Origin of the sequence: Clostridium pacaense, from assembly GCF_020709765.2 — a bacterium.
Classification (GTDB): domain Bacteria; phylum Bacillota; class Clostridia; order Lachnospirales; family Lachnospiraceae; genus Enterocloster; species Enterocloster hominis.
The window spans coordinates 22864-48068 of sequence record NZ_JAJFEB020000016.1 but is presented as its reverse complement, the minus strand read 5'-3'; the positions used below and the strand labels follow the sequence as shown (position 1 = coordinate 48068).

The following is a 25205-nucleotide window of genomic DNA, read 5'->3' as shown; positions in this document are numbered from 1 at the left end:
ATAAAATGGCGGCTTCCGGGGGACCCTGCATCCCATGCCAAAGAACGGGTCTGTCAGACAGGGAATATGAGGTGGTTCTTAAAAACTATCTGGAAAACATGGATGAGGACATGAAGACCCCGGAACCAGCGTATAGGGAAAGGATGTCCTCCTGCAGCCGGTGTGAATTTTTAAGAAATGGGATATGCAGGCTCTGCGGCTGCTTTGCAGCCCTGCGCGCGGCAAAGACGCATAACCGCTGTGCCGACACCCCATCCAGATGGTAGTCTGATGGTAATCCATTGGACAACAGACAGATAACAGATGCGTGCAAAGCAATGAGCGCGCAGCAAATACGCATATAACAGATAAACAGACAAAAACAAACAGGAAGCATGGCCCCATCCCAACTCAATGGTTGGAAGCGCCATGCTTCCTGTCCGCATTTTAATTCGCGGCAGTTCAGGAAAGCCTTAAAACACTTCCCTCTAAATCGTCACCAGATGATACTGTATCTGGTTCGCCGTCAATAACTGTGCCTCCCTCTGATGGCACGTGAATATGATGATCTGGCTGTCATAAGCCTTCACCAGCCATTTAAGCGCTGTCTTCAGCCGCTCGTCATCATACAGCACAAAGCTGTCGTCAAAGATAAGGGGCATGGAGTCGCGGCCGTTCTGGATCAGTTTGGCCGCCGCCAGGCGGACCGCCAGATAAATCTGGTCCATGGTGCCGCTGCTGACCTGTTCGATGGGCACCAGCTTGCCGGGGGTGTTCATGAATACGTCCATGTTTTCGTTGATGCTCATGCTGGTGTAGATGCCTCCCGTAATGCCTGAAATCAGGTCTGAGGCTGTCTTGTTCAGATACAGGCCAAAGGAGTCCCGGATGGTGGTGGAAAGGGCGGTCATTGTGTCCTGGGCCAGGTCGATGGCGTTCAGCTCATCCTGGGCACGTTCATTTTCAGCCAGTATCTGCTTTAACCCCTCAGCCCTGGTCCGGCAGTCAGCCAGGTGCTCCAGCTTCTGTTCCAGCTCCCACTGGATGCGCTGCTGCTGTTCGATTTCCCCGGAGAATACTTCCTCGTTGGCCTGCAGGCTGCTGATTTCTTCCGACAGCTGGCTTAAGGTCTGCTCCGACTGCTCCACGGCCTTGCTCAGGCGGAGGAACTCAGCCATCTTGGCCTCCAGGGCGTTCATGGCATCCGGCGATATGGATGAATCCCCCAGGTGGCGTGCGAATATCTCCTGAAGCAGCCTTGTATTGGTCTCCAGCTCCTTTTTGAAGCGCCGGTTCTTGTTCAGCTGCAGGATGGCAGTCACAAGGGCAGCCGCCGCAATCCCGCCTGTAATCCCAGCCGCCGCAGCCATGTGGATTGGCAGCCTGACGGCATCATGGATTATCTGAGGCGCGCCAAGACATAGGCCGGCAAAACCGCCGCAGGCCAGGGTCACCATGAATAACAGGACTGCCCAGACCGTCCTGGATTTCCTGTTGCAGGCCGCCCTGGTCACCTCATATTCACTGTAAAGCTTCTTGGTGTCGTCCATATAGACCTGGACAGAATCCCGGTCCGTGAACTGACTGCCAAGAAGAATCTGGCGTCCCTTGGCTGTCTTTTCCAGCAGCCCTTCCTTTTCCTTCTGAAGGTTGTCCAGCTGCTGCCGGATTTCCATTTTCCTGGTGCGGCAGGCAATCAGCTGGTTGGCATATTCGGGCGCGGATATCTCCTGTTCAATCTTGCGGATTTCCCCTAACAGGGCTGCATAGCTCCTTGCTGCTTCCGGTACCATCTGGTTTTCCAGCTCGCGGCGCTGGGCCTTTAAGTAGGCGGTTGCCTTGGTTATGTTAAGGGCAATGCTCCCCGAGGTGTTCAGGTTGGCAATGTAATTCCTCAGTTCGGAAACCATCCCTCCGTCCGTGGCGCATTTGAGCTGGCCAATGCTGATGGTGTTGTCGTAAGCGGTTTCGGAAAGGCCGCAGCGCAGCTGGTCTAAAAGCGCCTTGGTGGGTTCCAGTTCCCTGCCAAGGGTTTCATTGACAATGGTCAGTTCCCTGCCCCGCTTGTGGAACCTGCGCTGGATGCGGTAAACCTGTCCTTCGCTTTCCAGGCGGAGCCATCCTTCATAGGTGCCGCTTCCCTGCCATGGTTCGTATCTGCTGTAGGTATCGTTCCTGGCGGCCCGTCCCCTTTGACGTTCCAGGCCGAACAGCATGCCCTTTATAAATGTGTGCAGCGTGGATTTGCCGGCTTCATTCTTTCCATAGACCACATTCATCCCGTCCTGAAAGGAGATGTCCTGGTCGTGAAGCTTGCCGAAGCCGTCAATGTGCAGACTCAGTATCTTCATGGTTCAGCTCCTTTCATCCGTGGTCCGAAGCAGTGCGTTGACCCCGTAATACAACGCCTTCTTTTCCACAGGACTCATGTCTTCTTTTTGGAGGGCCTGGATAAAAAATCCTATCATGTCGCTGGAATGCTCTGCAAACAGGGCTGAAAAGTCATACTGGGGCTCAGAATCATCCAGGATCTCGGCTATCCTGAAGCGTGAGGAAAGCTGTTCCAGGTCGAACTCAATGTCAGGATCCCTCATGCCCTTTAACCGGAACCGGTAGATATTCTGTTCGCCCCGGTTCTCAATCTCCCTGGCAATCCGGTCGGACAGTTCCCCATTGGTGGTGTCCTTGGATACATTCACCGCCAGGGGGATGTACTGAAGGCTTGCCGCCGGGATGAACTGCAGGCTTACAAGCTTTCTTGTGAGGGAATGCACCTCTCCCGCATAGTATCCATGGGCGCCTGTTTCCGTCAAATCCAGCGGCTCGGGGGAACCGCAGTAAGCCATCTTTCCCTCGCCCACGATGTGCGGCTTGTGGATATGTCCAAGGGCTATGTAGGAAAATGGGGACAGCTCCAGGCTGTTAAAGTTGATGGGCAGATGGGACGCATCGCCGCCATGGGCCATGAGGATCTGGATCCTGCTGTTTAAGGGGACCTGGATGTCATCCAGAAGCGGCTCCTTAATCTCGGTGCGGTGGTAGCTGAAGCCGTGCACTTCCGTGTTGATATCCTCAAAGTAAACAGAAGTCAGGCTCTCATCCATCAGGAATGTCACATTAGGACTCCATGTAAAACTCAAAAGGGCGGAATTATCCCGTATACGGTCGTGGTTGCCTGCTATGATGATGACCTTTGTGGAGGGAATGGAAGAAAAAAGGTAATTGACCTCCTTCAGGTCCTTCATTAACGGCTGCCTGTGGAACAGGTCCCCGCTGATGAATAAGCAGTCCGCATCCATCTCTTTTGTATGTTCAATGATTATCCGGAAGGTATCTTTGATGGCCTGGGCACGTTCCTTGCCCCATGGCTTGCTGGCATCGGGACACATACCCCAGTGGATATCCCCGGTGTGGATGAATTTCATGTCTGCCTCCTGTTGGTTTGTGGTTGGCGCGCCCCCGCCCGGGGCATTGATGGAAAATGTCCCGGGCGGGCAGTACGGCAATGCTGTACCGGATATTCTTTACAGCTCGCAGTTATTAACGGTTCTTGGGAATGGCACAACGTCGCGGATGTTGCCCATGCCGGTCAGATACATGACGCAACGTTCAAAGCCAAGACCGAAGCCGGCGTGGCGGGTTGAGCCGTATTTCCTTAAATCCAGGTAGAAATCGTAGTCTTCCTTGCGAAGGCCAAGCTCGTCCATCCTTGCCACCAGCTTATCCAGGTTGTCTTCCCTCTGGCTGCCTCCGATGATTTCACCGATGCCCGGTACAAGACAGTCAACCGCTGCAACTGTCTTGTTGTCCGGGTTCATCTTCATATAGAAGGCCTTGATTTCCTTTGGATAGTCGGTTACGAATACAGGCTTTTTGAAGACCTTCTCAGTCAGATAGCGTTCATGCTCTGTCTGAAGGTCGCAGCCCCAGGATACCTTGTAGTCGAACTCGTCGTTGTGCTTCTCAAGCAGTTCCACTGCATCCGTGTAAGTAATGTGTCCAAATTCCGAATTGAGGACATTGTTAAGGCGCTCCAGAAGGCCCTTGTCCACAAACTGGTTGAAGAAGTTCATTTCCTCAGGCGCATGCTCCAGGACAAACCGGATGATATATTTGAGCATGCCTTCGGCCAGGCGCATGTCGTCGTCCAGGTCCGCAAATGCCATCTCAGGTTCAATCATCCAGAACTCTGCTGCATGGCGTGCCGTGTTGGAATTCTCGGCGCGGAAGGTAGGGCCAAAGGTATATACGTTGCGGAATGCCATTGCATAGGTCTCGGCGTTGAGCTGTCCGCTTACGGTCAGATTGGTTGCCTTGTTAAAGAAGTCCTGGCTGAAATCCACCTTGCCGTCCTCGGTCTTTGGGATGTTGTTCAGGTCCAGGGTGGTTACCTGGAACATTTCCCCGGCGCCCTCACAGTCGCTGCCTGTAATCAGCGGCGTGTGTACATATACGAAATCCCTTTCCTGGAAATACTGGTGGATGGCATATGCAATCAGGGAGCGCACACGGAAAACGGCCTGGAACGTATTGGTCCTTGGACGGAGATGCGAGATGGTGCGCAGGTATTCAAAGGAATGGCGCTTTTTCTGAAGGGGGTAGTCGGAGGCGGATGCTCCTTCCACGGTTACTTCAGTGGCCTGGATTTCAAATGGCTGCTTGGCCTGGGGCGTGGCCACCAGGGTTCCCTTCACGATGATGGCGGTGCCCACGTTCATCCTGGATATCTCTGCAAAATTAGAAAGGCTGTCGTGATACACAACCTGAAGTGTCTCAAAATAACTTCCGTCGCTTACTACAATAAAGCCAAAGGCCTTGGAATCGCGCAGACTGCGGACCCACCCTCCAATGCTTACTTCCTTGTCCAGATAATTCTCCGGATGCTTATAAAGTTCTCTTACGGTAATCAGATCCATGACTGATAATCTCCTTTTCTTTTCTCTCTTTTCATACAGTATCCCCAATTCCCCAGGAAATGGACGGTAACTACATATACGTGATTATAAGATATTTCCCGTAATGTTTCAAGATTATTCTGTCTTCCTATTTATAATGCGTGCTAATCGGACATGACGGTGGCAGAAATTAACAGTTATAAGGCAGGATTTATCTGGTATGATGTTCATACAGACATTTGACCGGAATCAGACAAAATACACAGGGTGGGGGTGGGATATTTAGTGGTAAAATCCATTATGAGGCACTAGATATGGGGAAAATCGGTGCTAAATGGATATTTTAGGAAGAAAATGTCGGAAAAATGCACAAAAACGGTGAAATAAATTTAAAAATTTATGTACTATTTACGAAGTTTGTGTTATAATTAAAATTACAAAAATTTTAACAGCAAGAGGTGATAACGTGATTAAAAAAGAAATGATAGCTATGCTTTTAGCAGGCGGACAGGGAAGCCGCCTTGGCGTACTGACACAGAAAGTAGCCAAGCCGGCCGTATCTTTTGGGGGGAAGTACCGAATCATTGATTTTCCACTGAGTAACTGTATCAATTCCGGGGTAGATACCGTCGGAGTCCTGACACAGTACCAGCCATTGCGTTTAAATTCCCACATAGGGATCGGTATCCCGTGGGATTTGGACCGGAACGTGGGCGGAGTAAGCATTTTACCACCCTATGAGCGAAGCAAAGGCAGTGACTGGTATACCGGTACTGCTAATGCAATCTATCAGAACCTGGAGTATATGGAGTCATATAATCCGGAATATGTCCTGATTTTGTCCGGCGACCATATCTATAAGATGGATTATGAGGTAATGCTGGATTATCACAAAGCCAATAACGCAGATATCACCATTGCTGCCATGCCGGTACCCATTGAGGAAGCAAGCCGTTTCGGTATCCTGATTACGGACGAGTCCAACCGTATCATGGAATTTGAGGAGAAGCCCCCGGTGCCAAGAAGCAACCTTGCATCCATGGGCATCTACATCTTCAGCTGGCCGGTGCTCAAGGAAGCCCTGATTAAGATGAAGGACGAGCCTGGATGTGACTTCGGCAAGCACATCATCCCATACTGCCATGCAAAGGGAGACAGGGAATTTGCTTACGAGTACAATGGATACTGGAAGGACGTGGGCACGCTTGGTTCCTATTGGGAAGCCAATATGGAACTGATTGACATCATTCCTGAGTTTAACCTGTATGAAGAATACTGGAAGATTTACACCAAGAGTGATGTGATCCCGCCTCAGTACATATCCAGTGAAGCCAACATCGAGAGAAGCATCATCGGTGAGGGAACGGAAATCTGCGGGGAGGTTGTAAACTCTGTTATCGGCGCGGGCGTCACCATTGCAAAGGGAGCCGTGGTCCGGGATTCCATTATCATGCAGGGCTGTGTAATCGGAGCAGGAAGCGTTGTGAACAAGGCAATTGTTGCGGAGAATGTGAAGATTGGCTCCGGCGTGGAGATTGGCGTGGGCGAGTACGCGCCAAGTACATACGACCCCAAGGTTTATCAGTTTGATATTGTGACCATCGGTGAGAATTCCATTGTGCCTGACGGGGTTAAGATTGGAAAGAATACTGCCATAGCAGGCGATACAACCGTAAGTGACTATCCTGACGGATTACTGGCAAGCGGAAATTACATTATAAAGGCAGGTGGCGTAAAATGAGAGCAATCGGTATTGTATTAGCTGGTGGTAACAGCAAGAGGATGCGGGAACTTTCTAATAAAAGGGCAGTGGCTGCTATGCCGGTTGCAGGAAGCTACCGCAGTATTGATTTTGCATTGAGCAACATGACGAATTCCCACATCCAGAATGTGGCGGTATTTACACAGTATAATTCCAGGTCCCTGAACCTGCATTTAAGTTCCTCCAAGTGGTGGGATTTCGGACGTAAGCAGGGCGGATTATTCGTATTCACGCCATCCATCACACCGGAGAACGGGGACTGGTACCGTGGGACGGCAGACGCCCTTTACCAGAACCTGACCTTCTTAAAGAACAGCCATGAGCCATATGTGGTGATTGCGGCCGGCGACGGCGTGTATAAGCTGGACTACAACAAGGTACTGGAATACCATATTGAGAAAAAGGCTGACATCACGGTTGTGTGCAAGGATATGGAAGACGGCACGGATGTGACCAGGTTCGGATGCGTGAAGCTGAATGACGACGGACGCATCACGGACTTTGAGGAAAAGCCCATGGCAAGCGATGCAACCACCATTTCCTGTGGTATCTATGTCATCCGCAGAAGGCAGCTGATAGAGCTTTTGGAGCGCTGTGCAGCAGAGGACAGGTATGACCTGGTTAACGATATCCTTGTGCGTTATAAGAACCTGAAGAGGATTTATGCATATAAGCTGAACGGTTACTGGAATAACATTGCGTCCGTGGATTCCTACTACAAGACCAATATGGATTTCCTGAAGCCCGAGGTAAGGGACTATTTCTTTAAGCAGTACCCTGACGTATACACTAAGATTGATGATTTGCCGCCGGCCAAGTATAACCCTGGAGCCATTGTAAGGAACAGCCTGATTTCAAGCGGCTGTATCTTAAACGGCACGGTTGAGAATTCCATTCTCTTTAAAAAGGCATATGTGGGCAATAACTGTGTGATTAAGAATTCCATTATCCTGAACGATGTTTATATTGGGGATAACACTGTGATTGAGAACTGCATCGTTGAGAGCAGGGATACAATCCGGGCCAACACCACACATATCGGCACACCGGAGAACATCAAAATCGTCGTGGAGAAGAACGAGAGGTATACATTATAAGACGTATCTGACCGCGGGAATGCGCACGGGGAGCGCGCCTGCGGATGATGCGGGATAAGACGGAAGGGGTATAAGAACATGCAGGTTACGGACGTGAGAGTGAGACGGGTAGAAAAGGAAGGGAAGATGAAAGCAATTGTTTCCATCACCCTGGACAATGAATTCGTCATTCATGACATCAAGGTTATCGAGGGGGAGAAGGGTTTATTCATAGCGATGCCAAGCCGCAAGGCCGCGGACGGGGAATACCGTGATATCGCCCATCCCATTAACTCCAATACAAGGGATATGATTCAGACCATTATTCTGAATAAGTATGAGACTACCCTGTTGGAGAATGAGGCGGCTGAGGAGGGAATGGCATAGTATACTGGTAGATTTATGATTAGGAGCCGTTTCCAGATAACAAATTGTTAGCTGGGAAACGGCTCCTGTTTTATATGTATGTTTATGCCAGACGTTCGGAACCTCCTGTCACCACAGGGGATTCCGAACGTTTTGGATTCTAAGGTTGAAACTTTTACAATCCTCTGGAACGGATGGATAACAGGAAGTCCGATGTCAGGTCTGCAGGACTCTTGCGCATACCTTCGGATTCCTTGTCAGACTGTGTAAACAGGTCCGGGAAACGTTTCAGGAGCCAGCGTTCCTGAGCCTTGTAACGGTCCGTATGCAGGGAGGACCAGAACATCAGCTTGTCTAAGTTTCTGGTGGATACTGCCCTTACCATGGATTCATGTTCCTCGATGGAGTTTTTCATAAAATTTTCGTCCGCCATCAAGGCCAACAGGCGTATCCTTTTATAATTGCTGCATTCCCGTTCAATAACGGACAGACAGTAGTCCCTGAATATCTCAGAGAAGAACAGGGAATGGAATTCTTCATCTGAGTCAAAAAAACGGCGGATATCCTTAGTGCGGTACTGCTCCTTTTGTTCCAGGATACAGTTTTCCATGCGGAGGATGACGGAGGGGGAGAACATACCGATAAAATCCCTGAGGACATTCTCCTCAATGGAGCGGTGGACAAAACGTTCGTTATCTATCCGGTCAAGGTCCAGCTTTGATACAATGCTTCCCCGGTGGGGGAGGACGGTAATCAGCTCTTCCTGTTCCAACTGAAGAAGGGCCTCCCGTCCAGGGGAACGCCCCACATCATAGAGCCGGCAGATGTCCTTTATATTAAAGAACATACCAGGCTTTAAGCGTAATTTTACAATATCATCTCTTAGAATCGAATAAATATTCGTATCTTCTCTTGCAACTGGTTCAGTGTCCATATCTCACTTCCAAATCCTGATTTGCCGCGGCCATAAGATATCTGGTATAGGTGTATGGCGAAAATGCCACATCGGACATCAACTTTGAAAAATGGATGGCGCCAATCTCGCTGGCAGCTTCCACCTTTCTGCAATATGGAAGCATACCCAGGATTCGACCCGGTACACGGACGTTCCTGGTGTAGATGTCCGGTGTACATTCCTCAATCACATGGTACAGCTCGTGCCAGCAGACAATCTCCCGTAGCTTTTGCCTACGGGAGATATCTTCGGGCATATGGACTTCCATATAATGCTCTACCATGGATATGAGAGTCATCTGGATCCAGACTGTTTTACTGTCCGGTTCCATTAAGCCCATGTATAAGAATGAAGACATAGGTTCGCGGTCATCATTCTTAAGGACAAAGCCCATCCTGCCAAGAAGGTTCTCAGGGGACTGATTTCCAAAGCATCTTCTGATGTGGTCTTTCTGCAAAGCGGCTTCTTGCATACTTTGTTTAATTATAATTGATTTCTGCATAGAAGTCAAAGGTCTGGCCGCAGAATCTTTGGACAGCAACAGGCCGTACCAGTATTCGTCGGGGTAATTGTACATGGTCCTTCTCCTTGCTACAAAAGGCGCCCGTGTTCCGGGCGCTTGTTTGGATTCATATCTGTGGGATATTCAGCCCAGCGCATTTTTTGCCAGCACAAGAATAATCTCATCGGAAGGGGACCTGTCGGACAGTTCTGCTTCAATGAGCCCAGCAACCTGTTTGTACTCCGGAATTCCAGAATAGTCAATGACTCTTGAACCACAGACGACATACACATCCGGATTGATGCGGACCTCGGAGGAAAAGTTGGAGGAGGCATCCCAGATTTTCTTGAGATCTTCGCCGGATTTTTCCATAGTGGTAATCAGGCAGTTTCCATCGGAGCGCTGGATTTTTACAAAGCCTTTCTTATCAATTACACGGAGCTGGTTTTTATTACCCCTCCTGCAGGTGACCACGAAGATTTGACCGTTGGTCGCTTCCAGGTTCACCTTGTCCTCTGCCACACCCATGGATGCCGCTGCTATGCTGACGGCTTCCTTTTCATCGCAGTTTTTCATCAGGTCGGTGGTTTTTACCTCGGTAGAACCCATGGCGATTGCCGTTACTTTCTGGGCCTGCTCATCAATTTCCACGTAGACTTCTATGCTGTCCTCCACTGCGCCGGAGTTCATGGCCATTTCCTTGGCCTCCTTTTTAAGCTGCGCTATGTCCTGGGCAGAGGGATTGGGGAGGGTACGCTCAACCATTTCCCTGACCATGGCAAGGGCTACTCCGATGGAGGAGATGACTTCTGCATTTTCAGGAATCTGGTATTTGAATCCCATATCATTGGCCGTAAAGGTGAGCAGGGTCCCGGCACCGCCTCCGGCGCCCACCAGTACAATCTGATCACGCTCTATCTTATATTTGGTAATCAGGTCTTCGATTACGGGCTTGATTTTATCGGTGGATTTCTGGAGAATGGCTCTGGCCGTGTCTTCCACGGACATTCCCACTTCATCTGCCAGAAGTTTGATGGCCATCCTGGCAGAAACCTCATTGCCGCGGGCATAGTCCCCTTCGGACAGTATGCCAAGGACATTGGCAGCACATGTGTTGGTGATGGTTACGGATTCCCCATTATTTAGGCGGATGGCCACATAATCATCCGGGTCGTTTTCCCGCGGCTGCATGTGATAGAGAGTGGAACCTTCCAGCAATGAAGAATCGGTAAAGCAGGCGTAGCCCATGTTGGCAATATGGGCGGACCTGGGGCCCACGTCCGTGATGCCATTCTTTCCGGCCCTTACCATGGAACCTCCGGCTACACCCAGCACACGTACATCCAGTGAGTTGACATAAGTCCGGTGTCCGCCTATAATCGCATAGTCAACAGCAGGACGTCCGTTCTTGATTACGCCGATATTGGTGGAGGTACCGCCTACCTCAAAGTAGATTCCGTTGGATGCCCTAAGATACATCAAGGCTCCGATTACCGATGCGGCAGGGCCTGAAAGCATGGTGAGCACGGGTCTTTTTTTCATTTCATTGACTTCCATGACACCACCGTCACCGCGCATGATCATAAGAGGCACATTGACACCGGTGGAACGCACCGAGGATTCGGTACTGTTGGCTGTTTCCATCATTTTTGGAAGAATGCTGGCATTCAGTGCGGCAGTCCTGGTCCTGGTGGTCAGGCCGTAAAGTTTGGTGATGTCAGAGGCCATGGAGGAGGGGAGACCCATCTTATCGGCTGTCTCGGACACCAGTTTTTCTTCGGACATGTTATCCACACCAAATGCCTTGGAAGCTACAATGACCCGATCCCCCTGGTTGTACATGTCCTGAATCAGTGTTTTGACGGAACGCTCATTCATGTCCTTCGCTTTTATGAAGTGTGAGTCAATATGGATGAACTTGCCTGTTCCCAAATCGATGTCCGGAATCTTTGTCTGGCGTTTGGTGAGAAAGCTTTCCAGACCGCCTTTTCCGATACCGATTACTCCTACTTTGGCAACATCGCCTTCCAATAGGGCATTGGTGGCTTGGGTGGTGCTGTGGGCGATAAAAATCACTTCATCCGGCTGTATATTATTTTCCTCCAGGCATTTCTGAAAGGAATCCACCACTCCTTTGGCTACGCCTTCTTTGGCAAAGTGGGTCGTCATGACCGACCCTTTTCCCACAATCTGGTTGGTGCTGTTGTCAATAGCAACAGCTTTGGTGTGAGTGCCGCCCACATCGATTCCGATTCTGATTGCTCTTTTTTCCATCATTCAGTGACTTCCCTTCTTAAATAATGCTGTACGTAAAATAACCGACTATCTGTATTGCAATCAAGGCAATCCAGCCCCATGGCAGATTTGTCTTTATGTATGTTTTTGGCTCCAGTTTGGAGTAGCTGAGAGCCCACATGGTCCAGGACTGTGTGGGGCAGGCCGATGCCACGATGGAAACAGGTGGGACCAGGAACAGCATGAACAGGTATGGTTCTGTGAAAATGCCCATGGCCTGCAGTATGGATGCAAGGGCAATTCCTGAGCCCCAGATCATCAGAGGACCTCTGAACAGGGCCAGGGGAGCCAGGATGCAGAACAGTACAAGCAGTACAAGGGGAGACTGGGGAATCAGCCCTCCAAGTAGATTTTGCAGAATGGGTGCAACTTCTTTGGCCGCTGCCTGGAAAATATTAACCCCATACAGCATTCCAATCAGAAGACCAGAGTCAGCAACACCATCATACAATGTTTTCTGAACCTTTTCTACGGCAACGGAATAACTTGTAAGGTTGCGCGTGAAAAGAAGTCCCAGGAGAATGCCCAGCAGGAAGGCCGGTACAGGCTGCCATTTGAAAAAGGATACCATGATAATGGGAACAAAGGGTACCAGGATGCAGTAAAAAGGAAGTTCTTGGGCATCTACGGATACGGGAGCAGCAAATGCCCTGGTCTTATTCTGACGCATGAAATTGAACACAATAAAGGCAATCATGACAATAATGCTGATGATTGTTGCGATTATCGCAAAGTGGATGTACTTGTTATCGTACTGTATGTTGGGGAATACGGCAAAAAACTGGCTGACATATGCGATGTTCAGATACATGCCGGATGCAACTGCCAGCATGTAAGCGCCTACAGCAGCTTTTTTGTCAATTCCCACAGAAAACATGATTGGCAGAACAATCATACCAATGGCCATAACAGAACCAACACCGAAGGCGCTGCAGAAAATCAAGGCACATACGATGTTTAACAGCAGGGCTGTGACCAGTGGCTTGTCACCGGCAAATTCAACGGTTTTCTTGATTATATAGCCTGCAATCCCGGTATCTACCAGAACCCGTCCGAACCAGGCACCAAACACAATAATCGCTATGGTTTTTCCGTAGCTTTCAACTGATTGTTCAAAAACAACATTTACCACTGTTTCCAGGGGCACCAGCCCGATGATACACCATAAGACTGCGGTTGTGATAAAACCGATTAATAGATTTCCACCCTTAAAGCAATATACAATTAATCCGATAAACGTGATTAAAAGTAAGATGCCGGCAACCATATCTGCCATAACTTTTCCTCCTATTTTACCAATATGCACTTGTTTTGTAGTAACTGGCCATGTGTTGAAGTGATATACCACTTGTTTTATATTACAACTGATATACCAATATGTCCATTCATGTTTTGCACTAATATAAAGTTTGTTTTTGTGCAATTAGCAAATAAAATGTAAAGAAAACGTTAATAACATACTAAAATATATACATATATCATAAAGGGATGGAGTAAATAAAAGCAAATAGAATAGGTGATTTGGTTATTTAAATGGAATATCATTAAAATATATATGGAAAGTGGTATATTACTATAGAGCTATTAGATGATAAAAGACAGGCGACACATGGGATGGCGGCGTAAAAATGAGGGACGTATAAAAACAGGGCCACACCGTTAGGTAAGGCCCTGTTAAAATTAGGAGATATTTAAGCTTCCATTTGCTTCAATATACTTCTTGCCACGCTGATCCCATTAGCAGAAGCCTGCTGCAGCCCCCTGGTAACGGATGCCCCGTCGCCGATGGCGCGCAGTCCTTTCACGCTGGTCTCAAAATCAGTGTTCACAACTACTTTGTTGGAATAGAACTTAACCTCCACGCCGTAGAGCAGTGTCTCATCGCTGGCAATGCCTGGGGTGACTTTATCAAGGGCCAGAAGCATTTCCTTAATATCGGTCATGATGCGGTGAGGGAATACCAGGGACAGGTCGCCGGGGACTGCGTCCTTTAAGGTTGGTATCAGGTTGTTACGGCAGAGGCGCTCTTCGGTTGTGCGGCGTCCTCTCTGGAAGTCACCAAAGGTCTGTACCATGATACGGCCGCCGCAGAGCATGTTGGAGAGCTGGGCAATGTGCTTGCCGTATTCAATCGGCTCGTTAAACGGCTTGGTGAAGTTCTTGCTCACCAGCAGGGCGAAATTGGTGTTGTTGGTCTTGTATTCCTTGGACTTGTAGGCATGTCCGTTGACAACGGCCAGGCCGTTCTCGTAGTACTCCGTGGCAACCTCTCCGGATGGGTTGGTGCAGAAGGTGCGGACCTTGTCATCAAAGGTGGGGGTGTAGTATACCAGCTTGGCTTCATACAGGTTCTCATTGAGGAACTTCATGACCTCGTCCCTTACCTCAACGCGGACACCGATGTCCACGGTCCCTACCTGGGTTTCAATGCCATGGTCACCGCAGATGTGGGAGAACCAGTCGGAGCCTTCGCGTCCGATGGCAGCTACAATCTCAGGCGCGTGATAAGTCTCATCCTTATCCGTGATGACGCCTTTCACCGTGTCGCCCTCGATGATGATATCCTTTACCATGGTGTTGAATTCCATGACGACGCCCTGGGCCAGAAGGTGTTCCTGGAGACGGGTGTAAATCTTGTAACCCTCCTCTGTTCCCAGATGGCGGATGGGGCATTCGATGAGCTTTAAGTTGGCATTGATGGCCTTGCGGCGGATTTCTTCTATTTCTTTCTGTTTATCTATGCCGTACACATTGGTATCGGCTCCGAATTTCAGGTAAATGTTGTCGGATTCATTTAACAGTTCCACGGTCTTGTCATAGCCCAGGATTTCGGGAAGGTTGCCGCCCACGTCCGGAGACAGGGACAGTTTTCCATCTGAAAATGCGCCTGCGCCTGCGAATCCTGTTGTGATGGAACATGGTTTACATCCTACACAGACTTTGGTGGTGCGCTTGGGGCATACGCGTTTCTCGATGGGGCGTCCTTTTTCCACCATCAGAATCTTCATATCAGGTTTTTTCTGGATGAGTTCGTATGCGCAGAAGATGCCGGAAGGACCTGCGCCAATGATGATTACGTCGAAGTTGTTGGTTGGATTCATAATAATAACTCCTTTCGCTTGCATTTTAAGCGTTTCTGTGTGGTGCATGGTTTTTTACATAAAAAAAGCCAGTATACAAAATAGAAGCATGTAGTCAACTATTCCGGTAGCTGGTAGATACGTTCATCCGATTATGAACTTATACAGGCATCGCAACGCTATTAGTTTAACATAAAATCCCGGGTTATGCAAGGACAGAATGCCAAAAATTTTTGGTCGAAATATAAAAGACCTAAAAAATAATTAGGCAATATTAAAAAAATATATGCTGGATTGACTAAAAAACTATACATTTAGCATAAAAAACTAGTGATACCATGTTGACAACTTGGCTGCCATGTTGTAAACTGGACATACAAGATGAAGCGAATGAAAAGGAGTATGGATTTATGAAACGGATTATTATTGACGCGGATACGGGAGTGGATGATTCCCTGGCCATATTATACGCACTCAGGTCCCCGAATTTCCACGTGGAAGGGATTACCACATGTTTCGGTAATAACAATGCGGAACAGTCTGCGGACAACTCCTTGCGATTAATAAAACTTTCAGGCTGCGGCTATGAGGTGCCGGTGGCCGTGGGAGCCAATGAATCCCTGGAGGGGGTGTTTGAGTCGGCGCCCGCATTCATCCATGGGGATAATGGGATTGGCAACGTGGAACTGCCGGAGAGCAGCCAGAAACCTCTTGAGGAGTCTGCCAGTGATTTCATTATAAGGAAGGCAGAGGAACTTAAGGGGGAACTGATTATCATAACCACAGGCAGGATGACCAACCTGGCCCTGGCCCTCAGGAAGGACCCAAAGCTTCCCGGGAAGGTGAAGAAGGTGGTGTCCATGGGCGGCACCCTCAATGCACCCGGCAATATAACTCCTTATGCGGAAGCCAACATCTACGGAGATGCCATGGCGGCGGATATTGTGTTTAAGGCAGGATTTAACCTGATGCTGGCCGGCCTGGATGTGACCATGAAGACATTCATCACGGACAGGGATGTGGAGAACCTGTGTACATACTGCCTGGAAGAGTGCAGGCCCATTGCAGGGTATATAAAGGATGTGCTTAAGTTCTATTTTGAATTCCACCGGGTATCCATGGGCATGGCCGATGCATGTGTGGTCCATGACCCGCTGGCCGTACTGATAGCGGAGGACCCGTCCCTGGGCATGTTTAAGATGGTCAGGGCAGGGGTGGAATATGAGAATGAGGCATTTAAAGGAATGATTAAGACTGACAACGGGTTTGTCCCGGACCTTGACCGGGAGGAAATCGCCGTGTGCGTGGAAGTGGATTCCGTAAAAGCTGTGCGCAGGCTGTTCTCCGTGTTCCAGGACATGACGCCGGGGCGGTATAATAAGTCATAGTAATATCGGGGTTTTTCCGGATTTAGAAAGAAGGCTGGGCTATGAAGGACGCATTTGCAATTAAAAACTGCACCATACTCACAGTTGACGGGCAGGACCGGGTGTACGAAGCCGGAGCCATGATTGTGGCGGACGGCAGGATTCGGTGGATTGGGCCTGAGGAGGAACTGGAAGGACAGGGGTGGCTGGAAGGTAAGGCGGGCCAGGCAGGACAGGAGCCATTGGAAGGAAATGCGGGCCAAGAAAGACAGGAGCGTTTGGATGATAAGGCAGGACAGGAGCCAGGCCCGGACAGCTGGACAGTCATTGCAAAAGACCGGATAATCGACCTGAAGGGCCATCTGGTATTGCCGGGACTTGTGAATACCCACACCCATTCCCACTCCTCCGTGTTCAGGAACCTGGGGGATGACATGGAACTGATGGACTGGCTCAACCATGCCATGTGGCCTGCGGAAAAGCATTTGAATCCGCAGATTGCATATAATGCTGCCAGAATGACATGTCTGGAGTTCATCCGGTCAGGAATCACCACGTATGCGGACCAGTTTTATTTTGCAGAGGATGTGGCAAGGGCCGCGTCGGAGAGCGGGCTTAACTGTTATCTGGCTGCGTCTGTCTTTGACTGGTCAACCGCGGAGGGCGGGGATTCCTTTGAAAAGGCGGCGGATTTTGTGAAACACTGGCACGGCCGTGCAGGAGGGACCAGGGTTACGCCGTGTATCGGCCCGCATGCCCCATATAGCGTGTCCGGGGATCTGTTTAAGAAGGTGGTGGACTTGGCGGATTCATATGACCTGCTGATCCATACCCACATATCCGAGACAGAGGATGAGAATGCCCAGATCATGGAGCGGTACGGCCTGTCTCCTGTGAAGTGGCTGGAGAGCCTGGGGGTTTTTGGACAGAAGGTCCTGGCGGCCCACTGCATCCACCTGTCGGAGGAGGATATGGATGTATTTCGGACATACAATGTACATGTGTCGTATAATCCGGTCAGTAACCTGAAGCTGGTATCGGGCATCATGCCCATGAAGGCCATGAAGGAGCGGGGCATACAGATATCCATCGGTACGGACGGGGCGCAGAGCAACAACAGCCTGGACCTTTTGCGGGATTTAAGGACCGGAAGCCTGATCCAGAAGATGCTGCTTCACAATGCGGAATTCCTTCCGGCCCGCGAGGCAGTCAGGATGGCTACCATAGAGGGCGCCAGGGCGCTGGGATGCGAAGGGGACAGGGGAAGCCTGGAGATTGGTAAGAAGGCGGATTTTATTGTGATGGATACGACAAGCCCGCGCCTTGTGCCTCTTATAAGGAACCGGGCGGACAAGCTGTACGCGGCGCTGGTGTACAGCGCCCTGGGTGCGGATGTATGCGGTATGTGCGTGGGCGGCAGATGGGTCATGAGGGAGCGCAGGGTCATTTCCATGGACGCAGAGGATGTGACGGCCCAGGCCCAGGAGTCGGGCAGATATCTGGGGGAACGGGCCGGACTTATATAGGGAACGGACGCGGCGGCGCAGGATATCCGTAGCAGACCCATAAGCCAGATAAATAAAAAGGGATAAAGGAGAAATGTTATGGGAAAGAAAATGATGCACATTGCGTTGGAAGCCGGGGATGTGGGAAGGTATGTGTTCCTTCCGGGAAGCCCGGAGCGTACGGAAAAGATAGCAGCATATTTTGACAATCCAAGGGAGATTGCCTATAACAGGGAATACAGGACATTCGTAGGGGAACTGGATGGTACCATGGTGGCTGTGACCAGCACCGGGATTGGTGGACCTTCTGCTGCCATTGCGGTTGAGGAACTGCACCAGTGCGGCGCGGACACCATGATGCGCGTGGGCACCTGTGCGTCCGTATCTCCCAAGGTGTCCCTGGGGGATGTGGTAATCCCCAACGGGGCAGTGAAGATGGAGGGGGTGAGCCAGCACTATCTGCCGGTGGAATTTCCTTCCGTGCCGGATTTCCAGATGCTTAAATGCATCGAGCAGGCAGCCATTAACCTGGATTATCCATATAATGTGGGAGTGACCATCACCAAGGCGTCCTTTTACACACAGACCGAGCCGGAAACCAAGCCGGTGGGGCCGGAGCTTCAGTATAAGTGGTCCGCATATGAAAAAGGCGGGGCCACCTCCACCAGCATGGAATGCGCCCCACTCTTTGCGGTGGGCGCGTCCTTGGGAATCAGGACGGCCTGTGTGATGGCCAGCGCCACCAATTGCAGGAACTACAGCGATAACGGCAGGAAATCGGAAATCGATATTGAGGACAGGGCAATCAGGACCGCAATTGAAGCAATGAGGCTTATGATCAGGAAAGACAAGGAGATGGCATAATTGATGGATTATAAGGAAATGCCCCAGCTGGGGGATTTGAACATACCTTATTATGTGCAGATTTACGATATTATTTACCAGCTTATCCAGGATGAGAAGCTGAAGGAGGGGGATTCCCTTCCGGGAGAGAACATCCTGGCAGAGTACTGGAACGTAAGCCGCAGTACGGTGCGTATGGCGGTGCGCAAGCTGGAAGAGGACGGTTATATCTATAAGATGCAGGGGAAAAAGACCACGGTAACGGGACAGCTGGCCAGGAATAAGGATGGGCTCCAGCACATTACCAACCCATGCCTCAGCAGCTGCGTGGACGCCATCACCAAGGTGGAGGCAGTCATCAGCGTCCAGAACGGAGGAAGGCTGATCGGCGACCTGCTGGGCTATAACGGCAGGGGGTTCACCGCAGTGGCCGTGGATATGAAGTATTTTGTAGGCGATGCTTACGTGGCGTCTTCGGTGGCAATCATCCCTGTGCTGCTCCTGGAAAAAGAGGAGATAGCCATTGATGATGAAGAGGGACTGAAGGAATTTGCCCTTGCCTCCTTATATAAGCAGGCGGAGCGTTCCAGGCTTTCCATGAGCGCCGTGGAGTGGTCCAGCGAGGTGGTGGACCAGCCCCAGTGCCCCATTGTCATTGTAATGGATGAGGTGCTGTTTAAGGGCGAGGAGCCTTTATGCTATCACAAGTACAGGATGGACAGCAACTGGTACCGTTTTACACTGGACCGCAGGCTGTGATAAGTGAAACCTTCTGCTGAATAAGCAGTTTGTTAATATAATTGTTAATATTACATGTACGACTACAGGAGGAAATGGAAATGAAGAAAAGAATCGTAAGTACCGTACTGGCGGCCGCCATGGCAGCATCCATGCTCGCAGGCTGCGGCTCTTCGGCAAAAGAGACAACAGCGGCGCCGGCAGGCAAGGAAACCCAGGCAGGGGATACCACGGCACAGGCGCAGGAGGAAAATGCAGATGACCCAGGCGCTTCTGACAAGCCCCTGAAAGTGGTTTATCTGTGCAACGGCAACCTGGGCGACAAGGGTTTCAATGACTCCGCCGCCAGCGGCATGCAGCTTTTGGCGGATAAGATGGGGGCCGAGGTCAAGACCATCGAGATGGGCAGGGACGAAACCAGCTACGAGGGCAATTACCTGGATGTGTCTGAGCAGGACTGGGACATGATTGTATCCGGGACCTGGTCTGTTAAGGAACTGGCCCAGGATATTGCAGCTGAGTTCCCTGATAAGAATTACCTGATTTTTGACGTGTCGGTTGACAGGGACGTGGTGACAGAAGGCAATATGATGGGCGTTAACTACTACTCCAACCAGGCGGCATTCCTTTCCGGCGTACTGGCAGCCAAGATGCTGGATTCCGGTGATGCCAAGATTGATCCTTCCAAGAAAATCTTAGGCTTCGTAGGTTCCATGGATACGTCCAATATCAATGATTTCCTGGTAGGGTATCTGGAAGGCATCCAGTATGTGGACCCTGAGATTAAGGTTGTGACTTCTTACGTGGGTTCCTTTGAGGATGTTTCCAAGTGCATGGAAATGACTACCCAGCTGTATAACCAGGGCGCGCAGGTGGTTTATGCACCGGCTTCCCAGTCCATCCTTGGCGCCGTGACGGCAGCGCAGAAGTCAGACAAGTACCTGATTGCCTGCGACCAGGACATTTATGCTGAATTAAAGGATTCCGATCCGGAACTGGCCGCAAATGTGATTTCCTCCAGCCTTAAGAATGTGGGCGAGTCCATCTATACCTCTGTCAAGGGATGGAGCGAGGGAACCATGAGCCTGGATCAGGATTATATCCTGGGACTGGACAGCGGGGCTGTGGGCCTGGCTAAGAATGAAAACTATACAAAACTTGTTCCCGAGGACATCCAGAAGTTCATTGATGAGACAGAACAGAAGGTTATAAGCGGTGATATCACGGTTGGAACCGCTTTTGATATGACAACAGAAGACGTAGCAGCTCTTCGTGATGGCATGAAACCTTGATGTAGGGAAGTGTGGTTCAGGAGGCTGCTGTATCAGATACAGGGCCTCCTTTTTTGAACGTAAAATCCGGTGTGGATCTTGAAAAAACGCGGTGCAGGCAGGGCGCACCGGAAGGATGAGGTGTTGATTATGGCAGAAGAAGCATTGAGAATGTCCCATATTGTGAAAATCTACCCCAACGGGGTCATGGCCAACAAGGATGTGACATTGTCCGTGAACCTTGGGGAGATACACGCCCTTTCCGGCGAGAACGGGGCGGGCAAGTCAACTTTGATGAAAATCCTGTTTGGCGAGGAACAGCCCACATCAGGTGAGATTTATGTAAATGGGAAGCAGGTACATATGTCATCCCCGCAGATGGCAATAAAAATGGGAATCGGAATGGTGCACCAGCATTTCATGCTGGTATCCTCCCTGACCGTTGCGGAGAACATCATCCTGGGCATGGAGCCGAGAAAGGGCGTCATGGTAGACCTGGCTTTTGCAAGAAAGCAGGTGGAGGAGATGGGCAGGAAATACAACCTTTACGTGGACCCGGACAAGCGGGTGGAGGACCTGACCGTGGGCCAGAAGCAGAAGGTGGAAATACTTAAGGCGCTGTTCCGCGGGGCGAAAATCCTGATTCTGGACGAGCCGACGGCCGTGCTGACTCCCCAGGAGACCCAGGAGCTGTTTGATGAGCTGCTCCACCTGAGGGACAACGGGTACACCATTATCTTCATTTCCCATAAGCTTCAGGAAATCAAGCAGATATGCAGCCGGATTACCATCATCCGCCGGGGGACCACCATGGGGGTGCATGAGGTGGACCAGGTTTCGGAGCAGGATATCTCACGGCTTATGGTGGGCAGGGACGTCATCCTGAATGTGGAGAAGGAACCAGCCAGCCCAAAGGAGGCATTGGTTAAGGTAAGGGACCTGGTAGTGGTGGACGAGAACGGAAAGCATGCAGTGGACCATGTATCGTTCTCATTGAGAAAGGGAGAGATACTGGGGATTGCCGGGGTGGAAGGCAACGGGCAGACCGAACTGGTGCGGGCCATTACCGGTATGGGCGCTTACAGCCATGGAACCATTAAGATAAGCGGACAGGATATCAGGGGATATTCGGTTGAGAAGATAAGGAACCTGAAGCTGGCCCACATTCCCGCGGACAGGATGACCATGGGCATGGCGCCCCATCTTTCCATTACTGAGAATATGATTGCAGATAAGCTGGGCTGGAAACGTTTCTTTAAAAACGGAGTGCGGGACAAGAGGGCGGTCAGGGAATACGGGGACGAGATGGTAAAACAGTACCTGATATTCTGCAAGTCCCAGGACGTGGCCATCAACAGCCTGTCAGGCGGCAATATCCAGAAGGCGGTCCTGGCAAGGGAACTGTCCGGGTCCCCACAGGTCATCATTGCGGACCAGCCCACCAGGGGAGTGGATGTGGGAGCCACGGAATTCATCCGCAGACGCCTGGTTGAGATGAGGGATGAGGGGAACGGGGTCATCCTCGTCACATCGGATTTAAACGAAGTACTGGGTCTGTCCGACAGCCTGATTGTGATGTATGAGGGACGGATCGTGGCTTATATCAGCGATACCTCACAGATGACGGAAGCGCAGCTGGGCACCTATATGCTGGGAATCCAGGTACAGTCAGAGGAAGAGATAAAGGAGGCGCGGCATGAACAGTAATAAACGAATCAACCTGCTGGTGGACCTTGTGAAGCTGGCCCTGGTAATCCTTATAGCCTGTGTGCTGGTGTCCGTCATTGTGTTTATTGTAAGCGATGACCCGTGGACAGCCATCAGCAGTTTTTTCCTGGGACCATTTACCTCCCTGCGCAGGGTGGGCAATATCATAGAGGCGGCTTCGCCGTTAATGTTCACGGCGCTGGCAGTCATCATCATCTTTGGCTCGGGCCAGTTTTCCATGATTGCAGAAGGTTCCTTCTTTATCGGAATAACAGGCGCCATGGTGGTGGCGATTGCCTGTAAGCTTCCGGGCGGCATCCACCCGGCTGCGGCCATCCTGTTCGGAGGATTCTGCGGGGCAATGGTCGCACTGGTTCCGGCCCTGCTGAAAATGAAATGGAATGTAAGCGAGCTGGTTACATCCATCATGTTCAATTACGTGGTGCAGTTTTTTGCGATTTACATGGTAAGCTATCATTTCCGTGAGGTCAGCAGCTCCAGCCTGGCTTCCCTGGAATTTGAAAAGACATCCCGGCTGCCAGTCATACTGGACGGAACCAGGATCCACGCGGGTATTGTGCTGGGAATCGTGCTTTGTATCCTGGTATGGTTTTTCCTGTACCGCACATCCCTTGGGACCAGGCTCAGGATTACCGGGGACAATCCGCTGTTTGCCAGGTATGCGGGCCTTAAGGTGACCGGACTCATGGTTGCGGCCCAGGTCCTTGCAGGGGCAATTGCAGGCATGGGCGGCGGCGCGGAGCTTCTTGGCATGTATAACCGGTTTAAGTGGACCACAACCCCCGGATATGGGTGGACAGGTATCGTGGTTGCGCTGCTGGCCAGAAGCAATCCGCTGTTGGTCCCTTTGGCTGCTGCATTTATCGGATACCTGAATGTGGGCGCTGATATCATGGCGCGCAGCAGTGACGTGGGCCGTGAGGTGGTGGACATCATCCAGGGCGTCATGATGTTCCTGATTGCGGCGGACGCACTGTTAAAAGGCTGGAGGCAGCATCTGATTGTCAAGGCCGCGAAAGCAGAGGAAAAGGAGGTATTGCAGGCATGAATTTACTTAGCTTAATCGTCAGTACGGACTTTGTGTACATGTGGATACGTGTGGCAACCCCTATTATCTTTGCTTCCCTGGGCGCTGTGATCTGTACGAAGGCAGGGGTTGTGAACCTGGGGCTGGAGGGAATCATGCTCATATCAGCCCTGGCAGGCGTTCTCGGCAGCGCCTTTGGCGGGAACCTTGTATGGGGCGTCCTGGCCGGTCTGCTGGCAGCTGTTGCGGTGAGCGCCGTGTTTGCCTATTTCCATCTTGTGTTAAAAGCCAACAATGTGCTTTGCGGCACGGCTGTTAACACCATGGCCACGGGCCTTACGGTATTCGTGCTTCAGCTGGCAACCGGGGAAAAGGGCAACTCCTCATCCTTAAAAAGCTTTTCATTTCCCAACGTGGACATTCCTGTCATCAAGGATATTCCTGTTATCGGGACCATCCTGTCGGGCCACAATGCGCTGACGTACTTTGCGCTGATCATGGTGGCAGCAATCTGGTTCTTCCTGTATAAGACGCCCACAGGGCTGCGCATGAGGGCTGTGGGTGAGAACCCGGACGCCGCATCCAGCGTGGGGCAGAACGTGGTGAAGATACAGTTCCTGGCCATTGTGCTGTGCGGAATCATGACAGGACTTGGGGGGATGTACCTTTCCATGGGTTATCTCAATATGTTTGTAAGGGACATGACAGCCGGGCGCGGATTCATTTCCCTGGCAGCCTGCTCCATGGGACAGGCCACGCCGGCGGGGGCGCTGCTGTCATCCATGATATTTGCATTTTTTGACGGGCTTTCCAATATCCTTCAGGTACTTAAGATCCCGTCTGAGTTCATACAGATGCTGCCGTATCTGGCAACCATTGCAGGCCTCACGGTTTACTCCATCCAGAAGTCAGCCGCGGCCAGCCGTAAGATGAAGAAAATAAAGGAGGTACAGGGCTGATGGCACTGGACAAAGAAAGTAAGACAGCAGGAAAGAAGCAGTATCACATTCATTTAAAACCAGGTGATATAGGTAAATATGTGCTTTTGCCAGGGGACCCGGCGCGTTCTGACCGTGTGGCCCAGTATCTGGAGGACGCGCAGTTTGTGGCAAACAACAGGGAACACCGTACATTCACAGGATTTTATAAAGGGGTTAAGATTTCCGTTACCTCCACCGGCATGGGCTGTCCTTCCGCTGCCATTGCGGCGGAGGAGCTGATGAACATCGGGGCGGAGTGCCTTATACGCATCGGAAGCAGCGCTGCCCTGCAGGATGATATTAAAATCGGCGACCTGATGATTTCCACGGGATCCATGAAGAATGAGGGGACCAGCCGTTTCTATGTGCCGGACTGCTTCCCGGCAGTGCCTGATTTCGACCTGACCAGGACCATCATTGATACGGCCAGGGAAATGCAGCCTGATTTATATGGAAAGGTATATTACGGAATCAATGCATCGGACGATGCATTTTACGGGGAAACCCAGGAATGGATTGATAAGCTTTCCGCACTGGGATGCCTGAACGTGGAGATGGAAAGCTCCGCGCTTTACACGGTCTGCCATAAAAGGAAGAAGAGGGCGGCCATGATCAGCGCTGTTTCCGGCAATCTGGTTACAGGGGAAGTGATTTATGAGACAGCCAATGAAGGGCTGGCCAGGGGCTGGGATGAGGAAATCAAGATTGTGCTTGAGGCAATCTACCGGTTTGAGAAGGAAATGGAATCCAGAGAACAATAAGTACCGGTTTGAGAAGGAAATGGAATCCAGAGAACAATAAGTATCGGTTTGAGAAGAGAATGGAATCCTGAGAAC

General features: G+C 50.7%; 21 protein-coding genes and 1 riboswitch. Of the genes, 13 read left to right on the top strand and 8 right to left on the bottom strand.

Going from position 1 to position 25205, the window contains the following annotated elements; translation table 11 throughout:
• Window positions 1-5: 5 nt before the first annotated feature.
• Window positions 6-266 (top strand): DUF6171 family protein, encoded by a 261-nt coding sequence (locus LK536_RS50965; RefSeq protein ID WP_227795624.1) that lies wholly within the window; start codon window positions 6-8, stop codon window positions 264-266.
• A gap of 201 nt (window positions 267-467) precedes the next feature.
• Here the strand turns inward: LK536_RS50965 and LK536_RS50960 are convergent, their stop codons facing one another.
• The 3 genes from LK536_RS50960 to asnS form a co-directional block, all read right to left on the bottom strand.
• Window positions 468-2330, bottom strand: coding sequence for an ATP-binding protein (locus LK536_RS50960; RefSeq protein ID WP_227795625.1), 1863 nt, complete (start codon window positions 2328-2330; stop codon window positions 468-470).
• A 3-nt stretch (window positions 2331-2333) separates the two neighbouring features.
• Window positions 2334-3404: a metallophosphoesterase family protein gene (locus LK536_RS50955; RefSeq protein WP_227795626.1), complete on the bottom strand. Its 1071-nt coding sequence runs from the start codon at window positions 3402-3404 to the stop codon at window positions 2334-2336.
• A 99-nt stretch (window positions 3405-3503) separates the two neighbouring features.
• Window positions 3504-4895 carry an asparagine--tRNA ligase gene (gene asnS, locus LK536_RS50950; RefSeq protein WP_227795627.1) on the bottom strand — a complete coding sequence of 464 codons (1392 nt, stop codon included), beginning with the start codon at window positions 4893-4895 and terminating at the stop codon, window positions 3504-3506.
• A 445-nt stretch (window positions 4896-5340) separates the two neighbouring features.
• Here asnS and LK536_RS50945 point away from each other — a divergent pair, with 445 nt between their 5' ends.
• From LK536_RS50945 to spoVG, 3 genes are all read left to right on the top strand, one after another.
• Window positions 5341-6615: a glucose-1-phosphate adenylyltransferase gene (locus tag LK536_RS50945; protein WP_008720663.1), complete on the top strand. Its 1275-nt coding sequence runs from the start codon at window positions 5341-5343 to the stop codon at window positions 6613-6615.
• Entirely contained in the window at window positions 6612-7733 is a 1122-nt protein-coding gene (gene glgD / locus LK536_RS50940) for a glucose-1-phosphate adenylyltransferase subunit GlgD (RefSeq protein ID WP_008720661.1), read from the top strand. The genes LK536_RS50945 and glgD overlap by 4 nt, the downstream gene beginning before the upstream one ends.
• 78 nt (window positions 7734-7811) lie before the next feature.
• Entirely contained in the window at window positions 7812-8099 is a 288-nt protein-coding gene (gene spoVG, locus LK536_RS50935; protein WP_002566320.1) for a septation regulator SpoVG, read from the top strand.
• 154 nt (window positions 8100-8253) lie between these two features.
• Here the strand turns inward: spoVG and LK536_RS50930 are convergent, their stop codons facing one another.
• From LK536_RS50930 to LK536_RS50910, 5 genes are all read right to left on the bottom strand, one after another.
• Window positions 8254-9012, bottom strand: a complete 759-nt coding sequence (locus LK536_RS50930; RefSeq protein WP_008720646.1) for a GntR family transcriptional regulator — start codon at window positions 9010-9012, stop codon at window positions 8254-8256.
• Window positions 9002-9490, bottom strand: coding sequence for a hypothetical protein (locus LK536_RS50925; protein WP_227795628.1), 489 nt, complete (start codon window positions 9488-9490; stop codon window positions 9002-9004). The genes LK536_RS50930 and LK536_RS50925 overlap by 11 nt, the downstream gene beginning before the upstream one ends.
• Window positions 9491-9679: 189 nt before the next feature.
• Window positions 9680-11812 carry a hydantoinase/oxoprolinase family protein gene (locus tag LK536_RS50920; RefSeq protein WP_331472124.1) on the bottom strand — a complete coding sequence of 711 codons (2133 nt, stop codon included), beginning with the start codon at window positions 11810-11812 and terminating at the stop codon, window positions 9680-9682.
• Between the two features lie 16 nt (window positions 11813-11828).
• The gene (locus LK536_RS50915) at window positions 11829-13106 is read right to left on the bottom strand and encodes a hypothetical protein (RefSeq protein ID WP_008720641.1); all 1278 of its coding nucleotides are present in this window, start codon (window positions 13104-13106) and stop codon (window positions 11829-11831) included.
• A gap of 415 nt (window positions 13107-13521) precedes the next feature.
• Window positions 13522-14931, bottom strand: coding sequence for an NAD(P)/FAD-dependent oxidoreductase (locus LK536_RS50910; protein WP_008720639.1), 1410 nt, complete (start codon window positions 14929-14931; stop codon window positions 13522-13524).
• Window positions 14932-15002: 71 nt separating this feature from the next.
• A riboswitch (purine riboswitch) is annotated at window positions 15003-15098 on the bottom strand.
• Between the two features lie 222 nt (window positions 15099-15320).
• Between LK536_RS50910 and LK536_RS50905 the strand changes: the two genes are divergently transcribed.
• The 9 genes from LK536_RS50905 to LK536_RS50865 all read left to right on the top strand — a co-directional run bounded on the left by LK536_RS50905 (window position 15321) and on the right by LK536_RS50865 (window position 25130).
• The gene (locus LK536_RS50905) at window positions 15321-16298 is read left to right on the top strand and encodes a nucleoside hydrolase (protein ID WP_227795629.1); all 978 of its coding nucleotides are present in this window, start codon (window positions 15321-15323) and stop codon (window positions 16296-16298) included.
• A gap of 41 nt (window positions 16299-16339) precedes the next feature.
• The gene (locus tag LK536_RS50900; RefSeq protein WP_227795630.1) at window positions 16340-17803 is read left to right on the top strand and encodes an amidohydrolase family protein; all 1464 of its coding nucleotides are present in this window, start codon (window positions 16340-16342) and stop codon (window positions 17801-17803) included.
• 78 nt (window positions 17804-17881) lie between these two features.
• Entirely contained in the window at window positions 17882-18646 is a 765-nt protein-coding gene (locus LK536_RS50895; RefSeq protein WP_008720635.1) for a nucleoside phosphorylase, read from the top strand.
• Between the two features lie 3 nt (window positions 18647-18649).
• On the top strand, window positions 18650-19384 hold the full coding sequence (locus LK536_RS50890; RefSeq protein WP_050927308.1) for a GntR family transcriptional regulator: 735 nt from the start codon (window positions 18650-18652) through the stop codon (window positions 19382-19384).
• 80 nt (window positions 19385-19464) lie between these two features.
• Window positions 19465-20655: a BMP family lipoprotein gene (locus LK536_RS50885; protein WP_040380450.1), complete on the top strand. Its 1191-nt coding sequence runs from the start codon at window positions 19465-19467 to the stop codon at window positions 20653-20655.
• A gap of 129 nt (window positions 20656-20784) precedes the next feature.
• Complete coding sequence (locus LK536_RS50880) at window positions 20785-22341, top strand: ABC transporter ATP-binding protein (protein WP_227795631.1); 1557 nt, start codon at window positions 20785-20787, stop codon at window positions 22339-22341.
• On the top strand, window positions 22331-23410 hold the full coding sequence (locus LK536_RS50875) for an ABC transporter permease (RefSeq protein WP_227795632.1): 1080 nt from the start codon (window positions 22331-22333) through the stop codon (window positions 23408-23410). The genes LK536_RS50880 and LK536_RS50875 overlap by 11 nt, the downstream gene beginning before the upstream one ends.
• On the top strand, window positions 23407-24348 hold the full coding sequence (locus LK536_RS50870) for an ABC transporter permease (RefSeq protein ID WP_025485080.1): 942 nt from the start codon (window positions 23407-23409) through the stop codon (window positions 24346-24348). Before LK536_RS50875 ends, LK536_RS50870 begins: the two co-directional genes overlap by 4 nt.
• Entirely contained in the window at window positions 24348-25130 is a 783-nt protein-coding gene (locus LK536_RS50865; RefSeq protein ID WP_050927284.1) for a nucleoside phosphorylase, read from the top strand. Before LK536_RS50870 ends, LK536_RS50865 begins: the two co-directional genes overlap by 1 nt.
• Window positions 25131-25205: the final 75 nt, after the last annotated feature.